Annotated in this window: 15 protein-coding genes; 6 read left to right on the plus strand and 9 right to left on the minus strand. The window is 61.6% G+C overall.

All coding sequences use genetic code 11. The annotated features are described in order from the left end of the window. Positions 1 to 202 precede the first annotated feature (202 nt). On the minus strand, positions 203 to 403 hold the full coding sequence (locus MKI86_RS12505; RefSeq protein ID WP_241601240.1) for a cold-shock protein: 201 nt from the start codon (positions 401 to 403) through the stop codon (positions 203 to 205). Positions 404 to 781: 378 nt separating this feature from the next. Between MKI86_RS12505 and MKI86_RS12510 the strand changes: the two genes are divergently transcribed. From MKI86_RS12510 to MKI86_RS12520, 3 genes are all read left to right on the plus strand, one after another. Next, positions 782 to 1,681, plus strand: a complete 900-nt coding sequence (locus tag MKI86_RS12510; RefSeq protein WP_241601241.1) for a DMT family transporter — start codon at positions 782 to 784, stop codon at positions 1,679 to 1,681. 318 nt (positions 1,682 to 1,999) lie between these two features. Then, on the plus strand, positions 2,000 to 2,455 hold the full coding sequence (locus MKI86_RS12515) for a hypothetical protein (RefSeq protein WP_241601242.1): 456 nt from the start codon (positions 2,000 to 2,002) through the stop codon (positions 2,453 to 2,455). A 219-nt stretch (positions 2,456 to 2,674) separates the two neighbouring features. Continuing rightward, positions 2,675 to 4,174: a DegQ family serine endoprotease gene (locus MKI86_RS12520; protein WP_241601243.1), complete on the plus strand. Its 1,500-nt coding sequence runs from the start codon at positions 2,675 to 2,677 to the stop codon at positions 4,172 to 4,174. 58 nt (positions 4,175 to 4,232) lie between these two features. On the opposite strand, the gene MKI86_RS12525 is transcribed toward MKI86_RS12520, so the two are convergent. The 7 genes from MKI86_RS12525 to MKI86_RS12555 all read right to left on the minus strand — a co-directional run bounded on the left by MKI86_RS12525 (position 4,233) and on the right by MKI86_RS12555 (position 14,511). Further along, positions 4,233 to 5,645, minus strand: a complete 1,413-nt coding sequence (locus MKI86_RS12525; RefSeq protein ID WP_241601244.1) for a PepSY-associated TM helix domain-containing protein — start codon at positions 5,643 to 5,645, stop codon at positions 4,233 to 4,235. A gap of 218 nt (positions 5,646 to 5,863) precedes the next feature. Further along, positions 5,864 to 6,217, minus strand: a complete 354-nt coding sequence (locus tag MKI86_RS12530; RefSeq protein WP_241601245.1) for a hypothetical protein — start codon at positions 6,215 to 6,217, stop codon at positions 5,864 to 5,866. 120 nt (positions 6,218 to 6,337) lie between these two features. After that, positions 6,338 to 9,304: an autotransporter family protein gene (locus tag MKI86_RS12535; RefSeq protein WP_241601246.1), complete on the minus strand. Its 2,967-nt coding sequence runs from the start codon at positions 9,302 to 9,304 to the stop codon at positions 6,338 to 6,340. Positions 9,305 to 9,585: 281 nt separating this feature from the next. After that, positions 9,586 to 11,106 (minus strand): MFS transporter, encoded by a 1,521-nt coding sequence (locus tag MKI86_RS12540; RefSeq protein ID WP_241601247.1) that lies wholly within the window; start codon positions 11,104 to 11,106, stop codon positions 9,586 to 9,588. Between the two features lie 88 nt (positions 11,107 to 11,194). Next, the gene (locus tag MKI86_RS12545; RefSeq protein WP_241601248.1) at positions 11,195 to 12,370 is read right to left on the minus strand and encodes a fumarylacetoacetate hydrolase family protein; all 1,176 of its coding nucleotides are present in this window, start codon (positions 12,368 to 12,370) and stop codon (positions 11,195 to 11,197) included. 66 nt (positions 12,371 to 12,436) lie between these two features. Continuing rightward, entirely contained in the window at positions 12,437 to 13,714 is a 1,278-nt protein-coding gene (locus MKI86_RS12550; protein ID WP_241601249.1) for an L-fuconate dehydratase, read from the minus strand. Between the two features lie 62 nt (positions 13,715 to 13,776). Continuing rightward, a complete protein-coding gene (locus MKI86_RS12555; RefSeq protein WP_241601250.1) occupies positions 13,777 to 14,511 on the minus strand; it encodes an SDR family oxidoreductase in 735 nt (244 codons plus the stop codon). Positions 14,512 to 14,858: 347 nt separating this feature from the next. On the opposite strand from MKI86_RS12555, the gene MKI86_RS12560 reads away from it, so the two are divergent. Continuing rightward, a complete protein-coding gene (locus tag MKI86_RS12560; RefSeq protein ID WP_241601251.1) occupies positions 14,859 to 15,647 on the plus strand; it encodes an IclR family transcriptional regulator in 789 nt (262 codons plus the stop codon). An 11-nt stretch (positions 15,648 to 15,658) separates the two neighbouring features. On the opposite strand, the gene gcvA is transcribed toward MKI86_RS12560, so the two are convergent. Then, a complete protein-coding gene (gene gcvA, locus MKI86_RS12565) occupies positions 15,659 to 16,588 on the minus strand; it encodes a transcriptional regulator GcvA (protein WP_241601252.1) in 930 nt (309 codons plus the stop codon). Between the two features lie 136 nt (positions 16,589 to 16,724). Here gcvA and MKI86_RS12570 point away from each other — a divergent pair, with 136 nt between their 5' ends. Together MKI86_RS12570 and MKI86_RS12575 are read left to right on the plus strand one after the other, a co-directional pair. Continuing rightward, positions 16,725 to 17,978, plus strand: coding sequence for an aromatic ring-hydroxylating oxygenase subunit alpha (locus tag MKI86_RS12570; protein WP_241601253.1), 1,254 nt, complete (start codon positions 16,725 to 16,727; stop codon positions 17,976 to 17,978). After that, positions 17,968 to 19,053: an FAD-binding oxidoreductase gene (locus tag MKI86_RS12575; protein WP_241601254.1), complete on the plus strand. Its 1,086-nt coding sequence runs from the start codon at positions 17,968 to 17,970 to the stop codon at positions 19,051 to 19,053. Before MKI86_RS12570 ends, MKI86_RS12575 begins: the two co-directional genes overlap by 11 nt.

Below are 19,053 nucleotides of genomic sequence, written 5' to 3' on the forward strand. Positions count from 1 at the left end.
CTTTCTCGTGCCGACCACATGGCGCGCGCAAACACATACAGCCGTCGTTTCGAACGGATGCGCTGAAGCTGCGTCTAGAAGTTCATTCAGGGAAAACGAAACTGCTCTCTGGCGCCAAAAGGCAAGCGGCAGCAGTACGCACTCGGCCTCAACCGAGGTCGGGATACGGGCGCCGGACTTGATCCGGCGCCCGTAATATCAATTAGATAACGCGGACGTTCTCAGCCTTGGACTTACCGGTCTTGCGGTCCTGTCCCATGTCGTAGCTCACGCGCTGTCCGTCGCTCAATGCGCCGCCCTGAACTGCGGAGATATGGACGAAAACGTCGGTTCCGCCGTTTTCGGGTGTGATGAAGCCAAACCCTTTGTCGGTGTTAAAGAATTTGACTGTGCCGTTCGCCATGATTTATCTCCAGAATTCAGCGATGGACGATGGGGCGCAAACCTACAGGTGCACGGCGGCAGCCGCAATACCCTCATTTGCTTTGAAGCAAGCAAACCGTCATTTTCTCTCGTTTTGCTGGTGAGTACCTCGCATTATCATGACGCGCGCGGCCGCAACCTGCCGGATTCGGGGCAAATTCGGAGGATCGGCGGAGGTGAAAACGGCCTCCCCCTTGGCAAAACCCTCGAATATGGGCAAACAAGCACGTCTTCCTCGTCTGGATACGGCATTCACAGCCATGTATCGCAGAGGCCTTACTGGATCTTTCCGAATGCGCACGCCCCACTATTTCGCCGACCTGGCGCCGTTTTCCGCCACTTCGGGCAGGAAATCTCCATGAGCGTGGGCCTGATCGACTCGCGGCCGCTGGCCGGGATAGCGCTTGCCTCAGGCGGCTACGCCTGCTTCGCCTTGCAGGACGCCCTCGTGAAGTGGCTCGTGGCAATGTATGAGGTGCCGCAAATCCTCTTCATGCGCAGTCTGGTGATTGTGCTCATCTCCGGGGTGTTGGTACGCTTCTACCGTCATCCGTCGATTCTGAAGAGCCCCTATCGAGGAACCGTCGTCCTGCGTGCAGCCCTGATGCTGATCGCATGGCTCCTCTATTATAATGCCGCGCGTTATCTCGGGCTTGCGGAACTGACGACGCTTTATTTCTCCGCGCCGATTATCACCGTGTTCCTGTCCATCCTCGTCCTCAAGGAGGCAGTTGGGGCTGGTCGGTGGATTGCTTGCGTGGTGGGTTTCGCCGGCGTGGTGATTGCGGCAAACCCATCGCACTCCCCCAATCTCATCCCTGCGGTCATGTGCCTAGTCGCCGGCTTCTGCTGGGCCTGGAGCACGATTCTCATCCGGCTGGTCAGCCGTAGCGAAAGTACGCTGACGCAGATGTTTGCGACGAGCCTGCTGTTCGGGCTGGCCTGCGCGGTGTCGTTTCCCTGGATCTGGCGAACACCAGACATGGAAGGCTGGGCGCTGATGCTGGCGCTCGGTCTTATAGCGACGATTGGGCAATACCTGCTTTACGAGGGTTTCCGCTATGCCCCGGCCTCGGCACTTGCACCGGTCGAATATACCGGGCTGATCTGGGCTTTCATCTACGGCTATGCGATCTGGGCGGAGATTCCTGCCCTGAACGTCTTCATCGGCGCCATCTTCATCGTGACCGCCAGCCTGGTGCTGGTCTATTGGGAACGGCGCAGCGACCTGATCGCGAAGAAGCGGCTCATGTCATGATACGTCCGCGCGCACTCAGCGCGCGGGAAACATTACAGGCATGTCATGTGCCGGCGGTCGAATCTGAAATACGGCTGCCGGACCAGTCCGTTGAATCCAAACGACATTTTTCGCCAAAACCGATGCAGCGCTCCGCGAAATCGGCAATATTTTGGCAAATCCCCCCTTCGGAACTTTATTTAATTGTAACATGACCCCGCGAGCCGGGCGGACCTATAAATGATGTCAGGCTGGATGCCGCCGGCGGTTGGAAACCGTGACGCGACGGCACCGGACAGCCTGCCGGGGAGAGGTCTCCCCTTTTCGAGGACACGCACCATGCGCTCGACACTCAAAACCATCGCTCTTGCCGCTACTGCTGTTTCGCTCGCCGCCGGCGGCACCTTTGCTGCCAGCCGGCCAGCAAATCCAAATCCGGCGTTGCAAGAGCACCACCGCTATGACCGCTCCTCAGGGGATCACGACTCCGCTGACGATTTCATGATGCCGGCACAGCCCACCCCCGTACGCATGACGCCTGCCATGACCTATAAGCCGCGCCTGCACCAGGTTCTTGCCGGTGTCCGCTCGGCGGAGAAGAGCATCCGCAGGGAAGAAGCCATGCACAAGCTTTCGGCCGGCGCCGCAGGCCGTCTCGAAGCCGAGGCCCAAGGCATCCGGCAGCGCGCGATGGCGGTTGCCGACGCCAATCACGGCACGCTTCCGAAGGCGAACTTCCAGCGTCTGGAAGCCTCCGTCCGCAAGCTCGACCGGGATATCGTCCGTTTGAGCTGAAACATGCCGCAGGTGGATCATCCTTGATCCGCTGAAATCAAGCCGCCGCCGCGCTTGGCGGCGGCCGGTGTCGCATTCAGGCTTCACCCTGATGCCTTACGCGCCACCCCTTCCACCTCAAAGAAACAACAGGACCGGCCAGCAAATCGCGTGGCCGGAGCGCTCGCTCTCGCCCGAAGGGCAGGCAGCGCAACACCGAGCAGAACAAAGGAAACGACCATGATCAAGATTCTTCAAAGACATCGCGCCGCAGCGCTTCTCGGTGTCGCATTGCTTGCGGTGCCGATCGCAACGTCCAGCCTCGTCGGCGCACGAAACGCGCAGGCAGCAGCACCTGCGAGCGTCAATTCTCCCCTTGCGGACGGCTCCTTCGCCTCCATCGTTTCGAATGATAAACCGGCCGTCGTCACCATCACGACGGTTTTGAAGGCCGAGAACGCCTCGGCCGACGGCGCCATGCCGTTTAGCGGAGACTCCCCGTTCGACCAGCAGTTCCGCGACTTCTTCGGTGAACGCCAGATGCCACAGCAGCGCAGCGAGAAGGCGCAGGCCCTCGGCTCCGGCTTCGTGCTGACCAGCGACGGCTATATCGTCACCAACAACCACGTCATCGACAAGGCGAGCACGATAAAGGTGACGCTGGACGACGGCAGCGAACTTCCCGCAAAGCTGATCGGCGCCGATCCGAAATCGGACCTCGCCGTGGTGAAAATCGAAAGCGACAAGCCGCTGGCGACGATCGGCTGGGGCCAGTCCGACAAGTTGCGGGCGGGCGATCCGATCCTTGCCATCGGCAATCCGTTCGGCATCGGCACGACTGTCACGGCGGGCATCGTGTCGGCACGTGGCCGCGACCTTCACAGCGGGCCGTATGACGACTTCATCCAGATCGATGCGCCGATCAACCACGGCAATTCGGGCGGCCCGCTGGTCGGGCTCGACGGCAAGGTGGTCGGCATAAACACGGCGATCTATTCGCCGAACGGCGGCAGCGTCGGCGTCGGCTTCGCCATCCCGTCCGACCAGGCGCAAACCGTCGTCGACAAGCTTATGAAGAACGGATCCATCGAGCACGGCTTCATCGGCGTGCAAATCCAGCCGGTGACCTCTGACATCGCCGATGCCATCGGCCTGGCCAAGCCGGCCGGTGCACTGGTGGCACGCGTCGATGACGGCACGCCTGCTGCTGCGGGCGACATCCACTCCGGCGATGTCATCACCGCGCTTGGCGGCAAGCCTGTGGGCTCCCCGCGCGAGCTCTCCCGCATGGTGGCCGACCTGACCCCTGGCGAAAAGGAGACCATGACGGTCTGGCGCGACGGTGCGGCAAAGGACCTCGCCGTGGTCATCGGCAACAATGACGATGGGGGGCAGGTCGTGGCTAACGCCGGCGGCAAATCAGGCAAGGCGGAACAGCGAGTGCCCACCATCGGCGTTCAGCTCGGTGACCTCACGGCGGACATGCGCCAATCCCTCGGCCTGCCGAAGGAGGAAAAGGGTGCCGTCGTGGAGGGCGTCAACCCCGATAAGCCGGCAGCCGATGCGGGCCTCCAGCCCGGCGACATCATTCTATCGGTGAACCAGAAGCCGGTCGGTTCGGCCAGCGAGGCCAAGACCGCCGTTGCCGATGCCGGCAAGGCGGGCCGCAAAGCCGTTCTGCTCCTCGTGCAGCGACAAGACGAACAGACCTTCGTAACCGTACCCTTCGCCGCAGGTTGACGGCCTGAACCGCCGCCCGGCACAAGCCGGGCGGCGGTTGTCCTTTTTCTCGCAACCCTCAGCTTAACGCCCTCTTCAGCGGCCGTATGTTGCGGATGACCAGAAGATCCAGCACGAGCACGCTGACAAGCACAGCCCCAGTCAGCGGAAACAGCAGCGACACCGCCAGCATGACAAAGGCACCGGTTTTCCACAGCGGGCCCGGCTCACTGATGTTCGGCGCGAAAAGGCGGACCGCCCCCTTGGGACGGCGCTTCCACCACATGACGAAACCGCTCACCGACAGGAAAACGATCGACAGGCAGAAGAGCGTGTTGAGCGCGAGGTTCCAGAGGCCCATATCGCCCTCGTGAAACGCGATGCCGACGGCCATGGCCTTGCCGGGAAGGCCATAATCCGCAAAGCCGACATCGGCGAGAACCTTGCCGGTGTATTGATCGACATGAACCGTGCGGTCGGACAACGGGTCGGAGCTGTCATTGCTCATCGTGTCCCGGGCAATCGTCCACACACCGGTTTCGCCATTCGGGAAAGTGAGCTGGAAGCGCTGATCGAAGCCGACCTTGCGAGCCAGCGCCACAACGGCATCGATCGTCACCGGCTCGCCTTCGGGCGTTCCCGCAATGCCCGCATCCGAGCCCGAGGCGGGCATCGGCGTCTGCTCCAGCGTCCATGGCACCTGCTTGATGCCGCCATGGTTCATGCTGGCATGCGTGAAATCGGAAAGCGGCACATTGTCCCATTTCTCGGCTGGAAAGGTGCTCCAGGCCTGCGTCATGCGTTCACCCCACACGCCCGCCCAGGTGAGACCCGAAAGCAGGAAAAGCACAAGAATGAAAGATACATAGAAGCCGATGCTGAGGTGCAACGACTTCCACAATTGTCGGCCCCTAGCCGACAGGTCAGGCACAAGCACTGCGCCCAATCGCTTTCCGTCACGCGGCCACCAGAGATAGAGCCCCGTGATGACCAGCACGATACCGAAGCCTGCGGCGATCTCGATCAGCCTGTCGCCAAGTGTGCCGATGAGCAAGCTGCCATGGATGACGTTGGCGAGATCGTAGAGCGCATCCCGCCGGCTCCACTGGGCGACAACATCAGCGGTGTAAGGATTGACCGCGACCATCGAGGCAGCGCCGTCGTGATCGATACGGAAGACCGAGACCCCGTCTGCGGTGCGCGGCGCGATATACTGGATTACCTGCCCGGGTACGGCGATGAAGGCGGCGCTCGCCTGCTTCGACACAGCGGCCACCGACTGGCCGGGCGCGACCTTGAGTGCATTCTCGCCGTCGCGGCCGACGAGGGCGCCAGCCCACAGCATGATGAGCCCGGTGATCGCAAGCATGATGAGGAAGGGCGCGACATAGAGTCCGGCATAAAAATGCCAGCGCCAGGCGGTCAGATAGAAACGGCGCGTAAGGCCGGACGTTTCATTTGAGGGCTTTGACAGCCCCGTTACGGTAGACATGGAGAGAACCTCTCGAAAATCTTGTATCGACAAGAAAAATCGTCATGAGAGGCCGTTCGGGAACGATGCTGCGGAAGCGCTCTGAGGTATAAGGGGTCTTGCCCCTAATTCACGCATGCAGTCGATACCAACGAACAGCCCGGTAAGCCGCTTCTGGTGGAAGAAGCAGCGAGGCTGCACAGGTCAGCCGCCCCATAGGGTGGCTTTCGGTCCAGCGATCAGGCGACGGCAGGTGGTCCGCGCGGGGTCGCGTTCGGCGGAAAGAGCTTGCGATAGGTGCCTTCGACCGAAACGGGCAGATAGAAGACGGTCGTGAACGCGATACGGGCGCCGGTGATATCGGCCGGTTCCGGCACAACGGTATTGCCGGCAATACGGCACGCTTCGCAGGTCGGTGGCTGGCTATGGTCCTTGCCACCGTCGTCATGGCCCGTGAGGCATAGGTCGGGTAGTGTTCCGTCAGGAAGCGTGTAGAGCGCGATTTCAGCGGGGGTGTAGACTGGGACGGCCAGCGCCGGCGTGCGGTGGCCAAAGCCAATCGCCATCAGAGCGATGGTGCAGAGAGTGCACACCGCCCATTGAAGGCTCCTGCTCAAATCCCGCCGCGCCATATCATCCCCTCGGCATAGCGAGACAGCCGATAGCAGCAACATGGCCCCGTCGCAACATCAAGATTGCCGCAGGTCCAGGTGCTAGAACCGCATATTAAAGCCTGCTCTTCCCGTCAGGGCGTAGCTGTCACCGAGGCTTCTGAGACTCGTATCGATGATGGCTTCGCCGTAAACCGCGTATCGGTCACTGCCCCAGCTATAGGTGCCGCCGAGACCAACGCCGCCCCACAGGGCTTCCGGTTCGCTCGATAGGCTGACGCCCGAGAGCCTCGTGTGCGCTTCGGCCTGAAAATTGTAATATAGGTTGGCGATACCGTAGGCATGGAGGCGGCTCGTCTGGTTCGCGGCATCCTTCCAGCTGTCCTCATAATCGGCGGAAATGCCCAGCCGTCCCTTGACGTCACGCGATCCCCTGAGCGCGACGTCGCTGCCGAAGACATCCTTGAAGTCGTCGTAGTCCACCGACGAGTAGGCGAGTTGCGCCTGCGGGGTAAGCGACCAGTTTCCGCCGAGCGCTATCTGTTGCCCGGCTTCCAGGCCGAACGCATAGCCAATACCATCATTGCCTGTGACCAGATTGCGGCCGGAGGTAGAGGAAAACAGATCGCTGTCATACCATGTCGCATTCGCCTGGGCATCGACGTAGAACCCGGTATCGCCATACCACGTCAGCGAGCCGCCCAGCCCATAGCCCGTGCTGTCGATCGAGCCGGAACCGTAAACCGAAGAGACATCGGCGGAAATCGTGCCATAGCGCATCGAGATGCCGCCGATGAGGCTGCCGGCGTCGCCGGAATAGAGCGTGCCGTCGGCCCCGGCCTGCAACTGCCAGATGCCAGAATCAGTGTCGGCGCCCGTCGTCGAGTATTTCGGATCGGTTCCGCTGCGACGCGCCATGATCCGCCCCCACGTGCCGCTTTCGGCGCCGACGGAACGACGGGATATATCGGCGTCGGCTGCGGTGTCCGACCACGATCGGTTGCCAAGCCGCTGTTGCAGCGTGTCGAGCGCATTGAAATTCTGCAGGACGCCGGCATAAGCCTCGTAGAGCGGCGCGCCAGCCTGATAGAGCGGCGTGGTCGGGCCGCTGGGATTCAGCAGAGCCGAGCGCAGATACCAGTCGCCATCGGCCGGTGTGCTGACACCACCCTGATAGAGACGATAAGCGTAAGCGCCTGCGACGATCGCCGGCGCACCTTCGAACGTATAGCTGCCGAGAAGCGTGAAACTGCCGGCGGAAACGCCTCCGACCTCGATGATTCTGATACCTTCGGTGGTCTGCGCACCGGCGCCGCCGAGGTTGATCACCCGGACATTGGTGCTGCCCGATGTGTTTCCGGTAACAACCAGCTTGTCCGTTGCCGAAGCGTCGTCACCCAGCACGCTCTCGATCTCCAGGGTGCCGCCGCTGCCGGTATAGTCCCCCGCAATGGTCAGCGTGCCGATGGAATTGCCGGGCGCGATCGTACCGCCGGCGAAGTTGGTCGTGCCGCCCACCTGACCGATGCCCTGAAGGCGCCCGCCTATGACTTCCATCGTGCCGCCCAGCGATCCGTTGACCGAGAGGATGCCATTTTGGACCTGCGAAACGCCCGTGAGAGCCGAACTGTCGGCGGTCAGCCGCGTCATTCCGGAGCCGATCTGGTGAACGCCGCCGGTTCCCGCAATCGTTCCACCGAAGATCACGTCGTCGGAGCGGTTGAAGGCCAGGATACCGTTATTGCTCACGTCTCCCAGAATGGAACCGGTCGTACCGCCGTCACCCAGTTGCAGTGTGCCCAGGCTGATGGTCGTATCGCCCAGATAAGTGTTTGCACCCGTCAATGTCAGCGTGCCCAGGCCATCCTTGGTCAGAGCGCCAATGCCCGTCAACTCCGGCGAGATACCGATATTGTACCCGTTCGTATCGACGATACCGCCCCCGGCGTCGAGCGTAACCGTCCGGTTGCCGAAATTAACGAAGTAAGACGTTCTATTCTCCGTGGCGCGGAGGATACCGCCATCGAGGGTGACATCAGCCGTTCCAACACCGCCTCGCAGGAAATTGGTCTCCAGAATGCCGCGCGCACCCGGCAAACCGTTCACGGTCAATGTACCGCTCGACGACGCCCAACTGCCGAGCCATACACCGTCTTTTACAGAAACCAGCGCTCCGTCTTTGATTATGATCGAACCGGATCCGTAGTTCCCAAGGGTGAGGCTTGAGTCCGTAATATCCCAGCGCGAGCCGGGCCCCGTAACGGTGACTTCGCCTACCACGCCGGGGCCGGCGCCCACGTAACCCTGTTTGCTGGTGACGGCGGCGGCGGCCTCGATTAGCATGGTGCCGCTGCCGTAGCTGCCCACTGTAAGCTGGTCCGAGTTGACCCATGTCGAACCCGCGCCGCTCACCTCAACATCGCCATGTCCGCTCGCTCCAACTGTACCGAGGCCGTTGGAGACATGACCGCCATCGTCAACGCGCAGAATCCCATTGTCGATTGTCACGCGCCCCGTGTTTTCCCACGATGACCCCGTTCCGGAAACACGTGCCTCGCCAAAATAATCATAACCGAGCGAGGTATCACTACCGACGATAAGCTTGCCACCATTGAGGATATTGAGTGTGCCTGCTCCACCTTCGCCGACCGTGAAATAATTGTTGTTGGTCCACGTTGACGCGTTGCCGCTCCCGTCAGTGCCGGAAACAGTGGTCATGCCGGCAACGATCCCGCTGTCGTTGGTAACCGAACCGCCGTCGCGGATGGTGATTGCGCCGCCGGATATGCGCGTTTCCGTTGCGGTCAACGACGCCCCGGATCCATCGACTGTAACCACGCCGCCGGACTGTATTTCGACGTTGTCTGCCGCGGCGGCACCCGAAATGGTGGCGTTACCTGTGCCGACCACGACATTGCTGGCAGAATTCGGCTGCGTGTTGCTGTCCCAGTTGCCGTCTACTGACCAGTTTCCTGAGCCACCGGTCCAGTTCTGCGCGAATGCCGGAAAGGCAACTCCGGCGATCAGGATGCCTAGCACGGTGGCGCGCGACAGGCGCGGCTCCGCCAATTCCAATCCCCGCCCAAGACCTCTACGCCCCGCCGCAGCACGACGTCCCCAAAGCGTCAGGACCGGTAGGGAAGGACAGACATCCTCAGAGAGCGATGCGGAGGAAATTCCATCTGGCTTCTTCACGCAAAATCGGCCCACGGGCATCGCCCTCTCTAAGAAAGAGAATCAAAAATGATAAGAAAAATCCAAATTAATCAGAGCATTATATCGTTAATTTCTTCTAAATTGCCGCTCTCGCATCGAAGCAATTTAGCCCATTCCAAAACGACGCCCGGCGCCTAATGATGCGCACCGTCCTTTTCGCGGTAACCCGCGAGCATGATCAGGACTAGAAACGCAAGCGCACCGATCAGGCCGGCGGAGGTCGATAGAAGCACGGAATGCGTTGCCGTGAACGCCGCCTTTCCGGCCGAAATCAAAGCCTCCGCCTGTTCGGGGGAAAGCTGCTGGGCAACGAGATAGGTATCGCCGATCGATTCGGCCGCCTGCGCAGCCTGTTCGGGTGACAATCCGGCGGGAACCACGACCGTGCGGCCGAAGACGGCGGACATGAAGACGCCGAACACCGTGATGCCGATTCCCGTGCCGAGTTCATAGCCGGTCGCTTCGAGCGAGCCCGCGGCCCCGCCCCTTTCGGCCTCGACCGCCCCCATGATCGCAATGGATGACGCGGTCAGTCCGATGCTCAGCATCAGGCCCAGTACGGCGAGCATCAAAGGCACCATGATGCCTGGATGGTGAAAGTCGCTCAGGGCGAGATAGGCGAGCGCAAGCGAGGAGGCGAACATGGACGCGCTTGCCACGATGCGAAGGCCGAGAAGATTGGAGAGATAGCCCGCGACCGGGCCGCCGACAGCGGCCGCCGCCATGATGGGTATCATGAAGATGCCGGCTTGCAGCGGCGACTTGCCCAGAACGTATTGCAGTTCCTGCGCAAGCGTCAGTTCGACACCGGCCAGCGCGCCCGTCGCGACGACCGCCATGATCATGCCGGCCACGATCGCCGGACGGGAGAAAAGGGAGAGATCCAGCATCGGTTCGCTGGAATTCAGCTGCTTACGGGCAAACAGGCCGAGCATCGCCATGCCGAACAGCAGCACCACGAGGACGACCGGCAGCGTGTGCTTGCCGCCGAAGCCGGCCTTGATGGCATAGACGAGCGAAATCATGCCGGCGATGAGCAGGAGCGCCTGCCCGATCGCCCACTTTCCGGGGCTGGTCACTTCGGCGCGCGGCAGGAGCAGATAGCAGGCCGGTGCGACGATCAGCATCACCGGCACATTGATGAGGAAGACCGAGCCCCACCAGAAATGCTCCAGCAGCGCGCCGCCGATCAAGGGGCCAATGGCGGCGCCAGCCGCCCCGACCGTGCCCCAGAGGCCAAGCGCCATCGCGCGTTCGGCGTCATCCTCGAAGGTGCGGCGGATGATGCCGAGCACGCAGGGCATGATCATCGATCCGCCGAGCGCGAGCAGCATGCGGGCACCGATCAGCAGGGGCGCGTTCGGCGCGAATGCCGCGAGCGCCGAGGCGATGCCGAACAGGGTGAGGCCGACAAGAAGGATACGCCGGTTGCCGACGCGGTCGGCCAGCGTGCCCATCGGCACCAGCAGGCCGGCCATCAGCAGAGGATAGATGTCGATGATCCAGAGAACCTGCGTGCTGGAGGCACCGAGCGCCTGCGTCAATGTCGGAACGGCGACGTGCAGGATGGTCATGTCGAGCACGACGGGCAGGAAGGCGAGCATGACGGCGACAAGGACCAGCCAGCGTCCGGCATGGGGAGGAGCAGAGGACATCATTCACCCGTAATGTAGTACGCCCAGGGGTATAAGGGATGAATGCCGATTTCAATTTGAATGTCGGCCGTCGGACAACCGGCCCGCCCTACAGCAGCCCGCGCGCCGCAAGATTGCGCATGAGATGGGACGCGCCGAAGGTCCAGGGCGGGCAGTCCGTCGACAACCTCACCGTATTGACAAGCGCACCGAGCCGGTCGTTGGAGATCGTCACGACATCGCCGATCTTGTGCGTGAACCCCTCGCCCGGTGCATCGCGGTCCTCGACGGGTGCGAAAAGCGTGCCGAGGAACAGCACGAAGCCGTCGGGATATTGATGATGCGCCCCACAGGTCTGGGCGACGAGATCCAGCGGATCCCGGCTGATCTCCCGCATGGAGCTTTTGCCGCGCAGCACGAAACCATCCTTGCCTTCGACGCGCAGGTCCAGCTCGGCATTGCGCACGTCGTCGATAGTGTAGGTGTCATCGAACAGGCGGATGAACGGTCCTATGGCGCAGGATGCGTTGTTGTCCTTGGCCTTGCCCAGCAGCAATGCCGAGCGCCCCTCGACGTCGCGCAGGTTGACGTCGTTGCCGAGCGTGGCGCCCTTCACACGGCCCCGGCTATCAACGGCAAGCACGATTTCCGGTTCGGGGTTGTTCCACTTCGAAATGGGATGCAGGCCGACGGCCGATCCGGTGCCGACGGAGGACATGGCCTGCGCCTTCGTGAAGACTTCCGCATCGGGCCCGATGCCGACCTCCAGATACTGCGACCACAGGCCTTCCTCGATCAGGGCCGCCTTGACCCTCTGAGCATCGTCCGATCCGGCCTTCAGGTCGCGCAGGCTGGCGCCGATGATCTGCGACACCTTCTCGCGAATGCTCGCCGCCCGTGCGGGATTGCCGGCCGCACGTTCCTCGATGACGCGTTCGATCATCGAGCGGGCAAAGGTGACGCCGCAAGCCTTCACCGCCTGAAAATCCACGGGGGCGAGCAGGTGGAGCCGCGATGGATCGGGCTCACCGAGGGAAAGCAGGTTTTCCAGCGGCGCGATGTCCCGGCCCGGCGCATTGCGCACGACATCTGCGGGCGTCTCGTGCTCCAGCAGGTCGCGCATCGTGGCGCAATCCCTCGCCGTGATGTCGAAGACGCGGCCGTCACGGACCGTCACAAGGGATGGCCCTGCAACTTCGGGGAGCCAGGCCCGGCCGACGAAGCATCCGGTGGCGAAGGTCGACGGGATATGGGTCACGGTGGTCGATACTCCCTGTATTCTCATGCCAGCACGACCTTCGCCGAATTCCGCCTGGGCGCAAAGGCTTGAATTTGTTGACCTCGAACGAATTCACGGCCTGAATGTGTAGGTCGCAATCGATTCCGGTTTCATCTGGATGGAAAAGCCCGGCAGCGACGGGGGCATATAGGCGGCGTTTTCGATGCGGCAGGGATCGAGGAAGTGCTCGTGCAGGTGGTCGACATATTCGATCACCCGGCCCTGCTTGGTGCCGGATATGGCGATATAGTCGATCATCGAGAGATGCTGCACATATTCGCAGAGGCCGACGCCGCCGGCATGCGGCCACACCGGCAGGTCATACTTGGCAGCCATCAGGAGAACGGCGAGCACCTCGTTCAGCCCGCCCATACGGCACGCGTCGATCTGCACGATGTCGATCGCGCCGCCGGCGATCATCTGCTTGAAGATGATGCGGTTCTGGCACATTTCTCCGGTCGCCACCTTTACCGGGTGAACCGCATTGCGGATCGCCTTGTGACCGGCCACGTCGTCGGGGCTCGTCGGCTCCTCGATGAAGAACGGCTTATAGGGCTGCAATTCCTTCACCCAGTCGATCGCCTGCCCCACCTCCCAGATCTGGTTGGCGTCGATCATCATGGTACGCTCTTCGCCGATCACGTCGCGGGCGATGCGCAGACGCCGCTTGTCATCTTCGAGGTCGCGACCGACCTTCATCTTGATATGGGTGAACCCGTGATCGACAGCCTCCTGGCAGAGGCGTCGCAGTTTTTCGTCGTCATAACCAAGCCAGCCGGCAGAGGTCGTGTAGCAGGCGTAGCCTTCGTCCTCGAGCGTTGCGACACGCTCCGCCCTGCCGGCTTCCGCCTTCTTCAGAATGGCCAGTGCCTCCTGCGGCGTCAGCGCGTCCGTCAGGTAGCGAAAGTCGATGATATCGAGAATTTCCTCCGCGCTCATCTCGGCGATCAGGCGCCAGACAGGCTTGCCGGCCCGTTTGGCAAGCAGGTCCCAGACGGCATTGACCACAGCACCCGTCGCCAGATGCATCGCGCCCTTGTCCGGGCCGATCCAGCGCAACTGGCTGTCACCAGTGACATGCCGCCAGAAGCGGCCGGGATTTTCCCGCACCCAGTCGAGATCGAGGCCCACGACAAGATGCTTCATTGCATCGATTGCCGCGCAGCAAATCTCGTTGCCCCGGCCGATGGTAAAGGTCAGGCCGTGGCCTTCCAGCCCCGCCGCATCCGTGCCGAGAACGACATAGGCGGCGGAATAATCCGGATCGGGGTTCATCGCATCCGAGCCGTCAAGGCTCAACGAGGTGGGGAAGCGAAGGTCGATCGATTGCAGGCTGGTGATCTTTGTCATTGGAAGCGGCCCTTGGAAATGGTCGGGTGGCTATCGGAGCAACCCCGATGGCCGTCAATGCATCAGATGGTCCAGCCGCCGTCGATGGCGTAGGCCTGGCCCGTCGTATAGGTCGCGCCGGCAAGATAGACGGCGAGATCGGCGATTTCTTCAGGCGTGCCGATGCGCCCGATCGGCTGGCGCGCGATGAAGGCAGCGCGTGCGGCTTCGAAATCGCCCTGTGCGCGCAGGCGATCCTGCAGAGAGGGGCTCTCCACCGTGCCGGGGCAGATGCAGTTGCAGCGAATACCCTGGCCGACGTAGTCGGCCGCGACCGATTTGGTGAGACCGACGACGGCCGCCTTGGTGATGGTGTAGGCGGCCCGGTTCGGCACGCCCTTCACGCTGGAGGCAACCGACGCCATGTTGATTATTGCCCCGTCCTTCCTTTCCAGCATCGCCGGCAGCACCGCACGGATGGTTCGCACCATGGCGCGAACATTCAGGTCGAAGGCGAAGTCCAGGTCTTTATCGGGCATTTCCAGGATCGTGCCGGCATGCACGAAGCCGGCGCAGTTGAAGAGAACATCGAACGGACCATTGGTCGAAACGACGCGGTTGACCGCCTCCTCGCTCAACACGTCGAGAAGACACGTTTCGATTTGGGCTTCGCCGGCAAGGCTCTTCAGCGCCTCGGCGTTGATATCGGTCGCGACGACCGTCGCACCGGCACGCGCAAACGCGAGCGCGCTCGCCCGGCCGATACCCTGGCCGGCGGCGGTCAGGAGGACACGCTTGTTTTGGAGTGAAAGGCTCATGGCTGCTCCTTGACTGCATCAGGCGCCGGACTGCGCTCGACGATATAGATATGATGTGCGACGAGAACGGTTTCGCCTGAACGGAGGCTTTAGCTGCATTCGGACACGCCCGACTTCCCGGCAAGATCTGGCCCGCTCGCGATTATGGTATCGTGGCAAGCAGCCCTCGATCCAGGGCGAAAAATCTTGACATAAGCTCCTCCCTCGCGGCTTACCAGTCTCCATCGGCTCGCAATAATTCAAATACAAATCATTTATTCATTTACAGTCAAGCAATATGTGGCGTGCAATCATTGCCTGCCTTGCTTCATGCGTATATAAATTTTTGCATTTACAGGAGATGACCGGTGACTGACGACGAAAACGACCGTTACCGGGCGCCGGCCCTGGACAAGGGCCTCGACATCCTTGAACTGCTCGCCGCGGTAGATGGAGGATTGACGCAAGCAGAGATCGCCAAGCGGCTCGATCGCAGCCCCAACGAGTTCTACCGCATGCTCGACCGACTCGTGAAGCGAGGCTATGTCACGCGCATCGACGGCGACCGCTTTTCCCTGACCCTCAAGCTCTTCGGCCTCGCCCAGCTCCACGCTCCCGTCAGACGGCTGGTCTCCTTTGCGGTTCCGCTGATGCGCGAGCTTGCGGAGACATCGCGGCAGGCCAACCAGCTCGTCGTTTTCGATCGGGGCAATCCTATCGTCATAGCGCAACAGGAGGCGCCGGGATATTGGGGCATCTCCATCCGCGTCGGCTCGCGCATCAGCTTGTTCGATACGGGTTCGGGTCATGCTCTGCTCGCCTTCCGCTCACCGGAAGAGCGCGCGCGCATGATCGCCGAGCATGTCGGCGGTGGCGGAGGCGATGCGCGCGTGACGCCCGAATTCCTGGCGCGCCTCGATCTCATCCGCGCCCGTGGACACGAGATGATGCCGAGCGCCCAGACGGCCGGGGTCATCAACCTGTCGGCTCCTGTGCTTGGTGCCGACGGCACGGCGATCGCCGCGCTGACCGTGCCTTACATTACACTCATCAATGCGCCGGCCGCACCCGACATCTCCACCACGATCCAGCTCCTGATGGATGCGACGAGGACGCTTTCGGATATGGCGGGCGCCGGATTCTCGGCTGAAAGCTGAGCAACTGCCCTTCACGCATTGCGCACAAACGGCTCACCGGAGGCGTGCTCCGAGCCCAGCCACTCGATGAACAGCCGCGCGCTTTCCTTGACAGGCCTTCGCGCCGGTATGACGACAAAGTAAGCGGCGCGGGTGCGGATCGACGCATCGGTCAGGCGCACCAGACGGCCCTGCTGGATGAGATCGGATACGAGACGGCTCCAGCCAAGCGCGATGCCTTGGCCATTCATCGCAGCGTAGATAACCTCTGTATAAAAGCTGCATCGCAGCCCTCGGCTTTTCTTCGGTGCCTTCACGGAAAATGCCGCCAGCCATTCCTCCCATCCGGTCCAGGTCGGATCGTCGGCGTCGCTGGATATCAGCGGTTGGTCAACGAGATCCGCCGGCGAAAGGATTGGGCCTCTCGTCTGCATGTAGTCGGGACTGCAGATAGGAAACACCTCGTCTTCGAACAGGAACACTGCCTGTCCATCCGGCCATGTTCCCATGCCATAGCGCAGCGAGAGGTCTATATCGCCGCCTTCCGTTCCGATGCGTGCATCCTGGGTTATGATGCGCAATTTGATTTCGGGATGCGCGCGCGAGAAAGCGGCGATGCGCGGCATCAGCCAGAAATGAGCGAAGGATATGGTTGCGGATATCGCCAGCTCGTCATCCGGCCCATCTGCGCGCAGGTCCGCCACCGCATCGGCGATCAGGCTGAAAGCATCTCCTGCCGCGGAGAAAAGCAGCCGCCCCTTCTCCGTCAGCTCGATCCTGCGATGAAGCCGGTGAAACAGCGGAAACCCGAAATCCTCCTCGAGAAGATGGATCTGGCGACTGACAGCGGCCTGCGTCACCCCCAATTCTGTGGCAGCACGCGTGAAGCTCGCATGCCGCGCGGCCGCTTCAAACGCCGTGAGCGCGGTCAGCGGCGGGAGTTTCTTCCGCAGATTTGCCAAAGCGGCCCGCCTTCCCAAAACAACGCATTACGCATTACATCCAGTAATGCCACTGTCGCACATTTTTGCCGTTGAGCAACCGATAAACTTGGGCGATCCTGTCACGGGAACTCCAGCCTCGACATAAGGTGGCATTATGCTTCAGACGTTCGCGACACCGATCTCTTCCCTGCTTGATGAGAGAGCCGAAGGGCACTCCTTGCCGGCTGGCCTTTATACCCGACAGGATGTCTTCGAGGCCGATCTGGAGGTCTTCTTCCGCAACCACTGGGTCTGCATCGGTCTCGATTGCGACGTGCCGGAAGCCGGCGACGCGACGGTGGTCGACATCGGCAAGACCAGCCTCATCCTGCTGCGTGACGACGACAACCAGATCCGGGTACTGCACAATGTCTGTCGTCATCGCGGGTCCCGCCTGCTGGATACCGGCAAATCCATCGTTTCCAAGCTCGTCTGTCCCTATCACACATGGACCTACGAACTGACGGGCGAACTCAGCTACGCCCCGCATATGGGCAAGGGTTTCGACAAGGAATGCCGCAGCCTCAAGCAAGTCGCCTTCAAGTCGATCGGCGGTCTTGTCTATGCCTGTCTTTCAGACAATCCGCCCGAGGACATCGACCGTCTCGAAGAGGTGATGACGACGCGTCTTGCACCCTACGATATCCGCAATGCCAAGGTCGCCCATGAGACCGATGTGATCGAAAAAGGCAACTGGAAGCTGACGATCGAAAACAACCGGGAATGCTACCACTGTTCCGCCAACCATCCGGAACTGTGCGTTTCCTTCGTCGATCTCGATTTCGGCTTCGATCCGGACGCGCTCAGCCCCGAGGACAAGGCGCAGGCGGAAGAGCATTTTGCCTTGTATGAGGCACGAACCAGCCAGTGGGAGGCGGACGGCTTTCCCTCCGCCGCCGTGGAGCAACTGGTCGATTGCGCCACGAATTTCCGCACGCAGCGCTTGATCATCTCCGGCGCGGGTGAATCCCAGACGCCGGATGCGACCGCTGCATCCGCCAAGCTGCTCGGCACGATGACCCGTAAAGACCTCGGCGATGTCCATCTGTGGGGCCACAACAGCTGGAACCATTTCATGGGCGATCACGCCGTGGTTTCTATCGTCATTCCGCTTTCACCGGACACGACATTGGTGCGCACCAAGTGGCTCGTCCACAAGGATGCAACCGAAGGCGTCGATTACGATCTCGACAAGCTGACCAACGTCTGGATCGCCACGACGGACCAGGATGCCGAGCTCGTCGCCCGCTCGCAGGCCGGCGTCGAAGATCCCGCCTACATCCCGGGGCCCTACTCGCCCTTCTCCGAGACGAACCTCGACAAGTTCGCAACTTGGTACATCGAACGGATGCGTGCCCATGGATACTAGGAGCGATATTCTGCCGGCCGAGCGCGCGCACCACGCCCCCCTCTGGAGGCGGGAAACGGACGAGGAACTCGTCTGCATCGACATCCATCAGGAAACGCACGACGTGAAGACCTTCACCTTTGCGTCGCCAGAGGGAAAACGCTTCGCCTTCGAGGCCGGACAGTATTTCCTGTTCGACCTTGACGTGGCGGGCGAAATGGAAAGCCGATGCTACAGCATTTCCTCCTCCCCAGCGCGGAGCCATGCGTTCTCGATTACGGTGAAACGCGTTGCCGGCGGGAGGATATCCAATTGGCTGCACGACAACCTCATGGTCCACTCGAAGGTGAAGGCGAATGGGCCGCTCGGTCATTTCATCCGGCCCAATGCGCGCAAATATCTCTTCCTCTCCGGCGGTTCGGGCATCACTCCCGTCATGTCGATGCTGCGCGACATCGCCGATACTTGCGAGCCCGCCGATATTGTCTTCCTGCATGCCTCGCGCAGCCCGAAGGATCTGATCTTCCGCGAAGAGCTGACATGGCTGGCGGAACGCGTGAAGGGTTTGCGCCTCCACTTCCTGCCGGAAACGTTGATGGGCGAGGCACATTGGCCCGGCCTGACAGGGCGCATCTCCCCGGACTACATGAAGCTTGCCGTTCCCGACCTTGCCGAACGCATCGTGCTGTGCTGTGGCCCTGCACCGTTCATGGCGGCTGCGCGCGCGATCGCAGCGGAGCTTGGAGTTCCCTCGGCCAACTATCTCGAGGAGAGTTTCGACGCTGCGGTCATCGATGACATCGACCTTCCGGTCGTGACCGAAGCGGCGACGCGCAGCTTTCAGGTCTCCTTCGCCAAGCAGTCGCGGGAGATTGCGGTATCAGGCGACCAGACAATACTCTCCTGCGCCAAGAAGGCGGGCGTGAAACTGCCGTCGTCCTGCTCCAACGGCGTGTGCGGAACCTGCAAGTCCAAGCTGATCTCCGGTAGCGTGGACATGAACCACAATGGCGGCATCCGACAGCGAGAGATCGATGCCGGCCTCTTCCTGCCCTGCTGCTCGAAACCCCTCAGCGATCTCGTCATCGACAGATAG

It is taken from the genome of Shinella sedimenti (genome assembly GCF_022601905.1).
Lineage (GTDB): Bacteria > Pseudomonadota > Alphaproteobacteria > Rhizobiales > Rhizobiaceae > Shinella > Shinella sedimenti.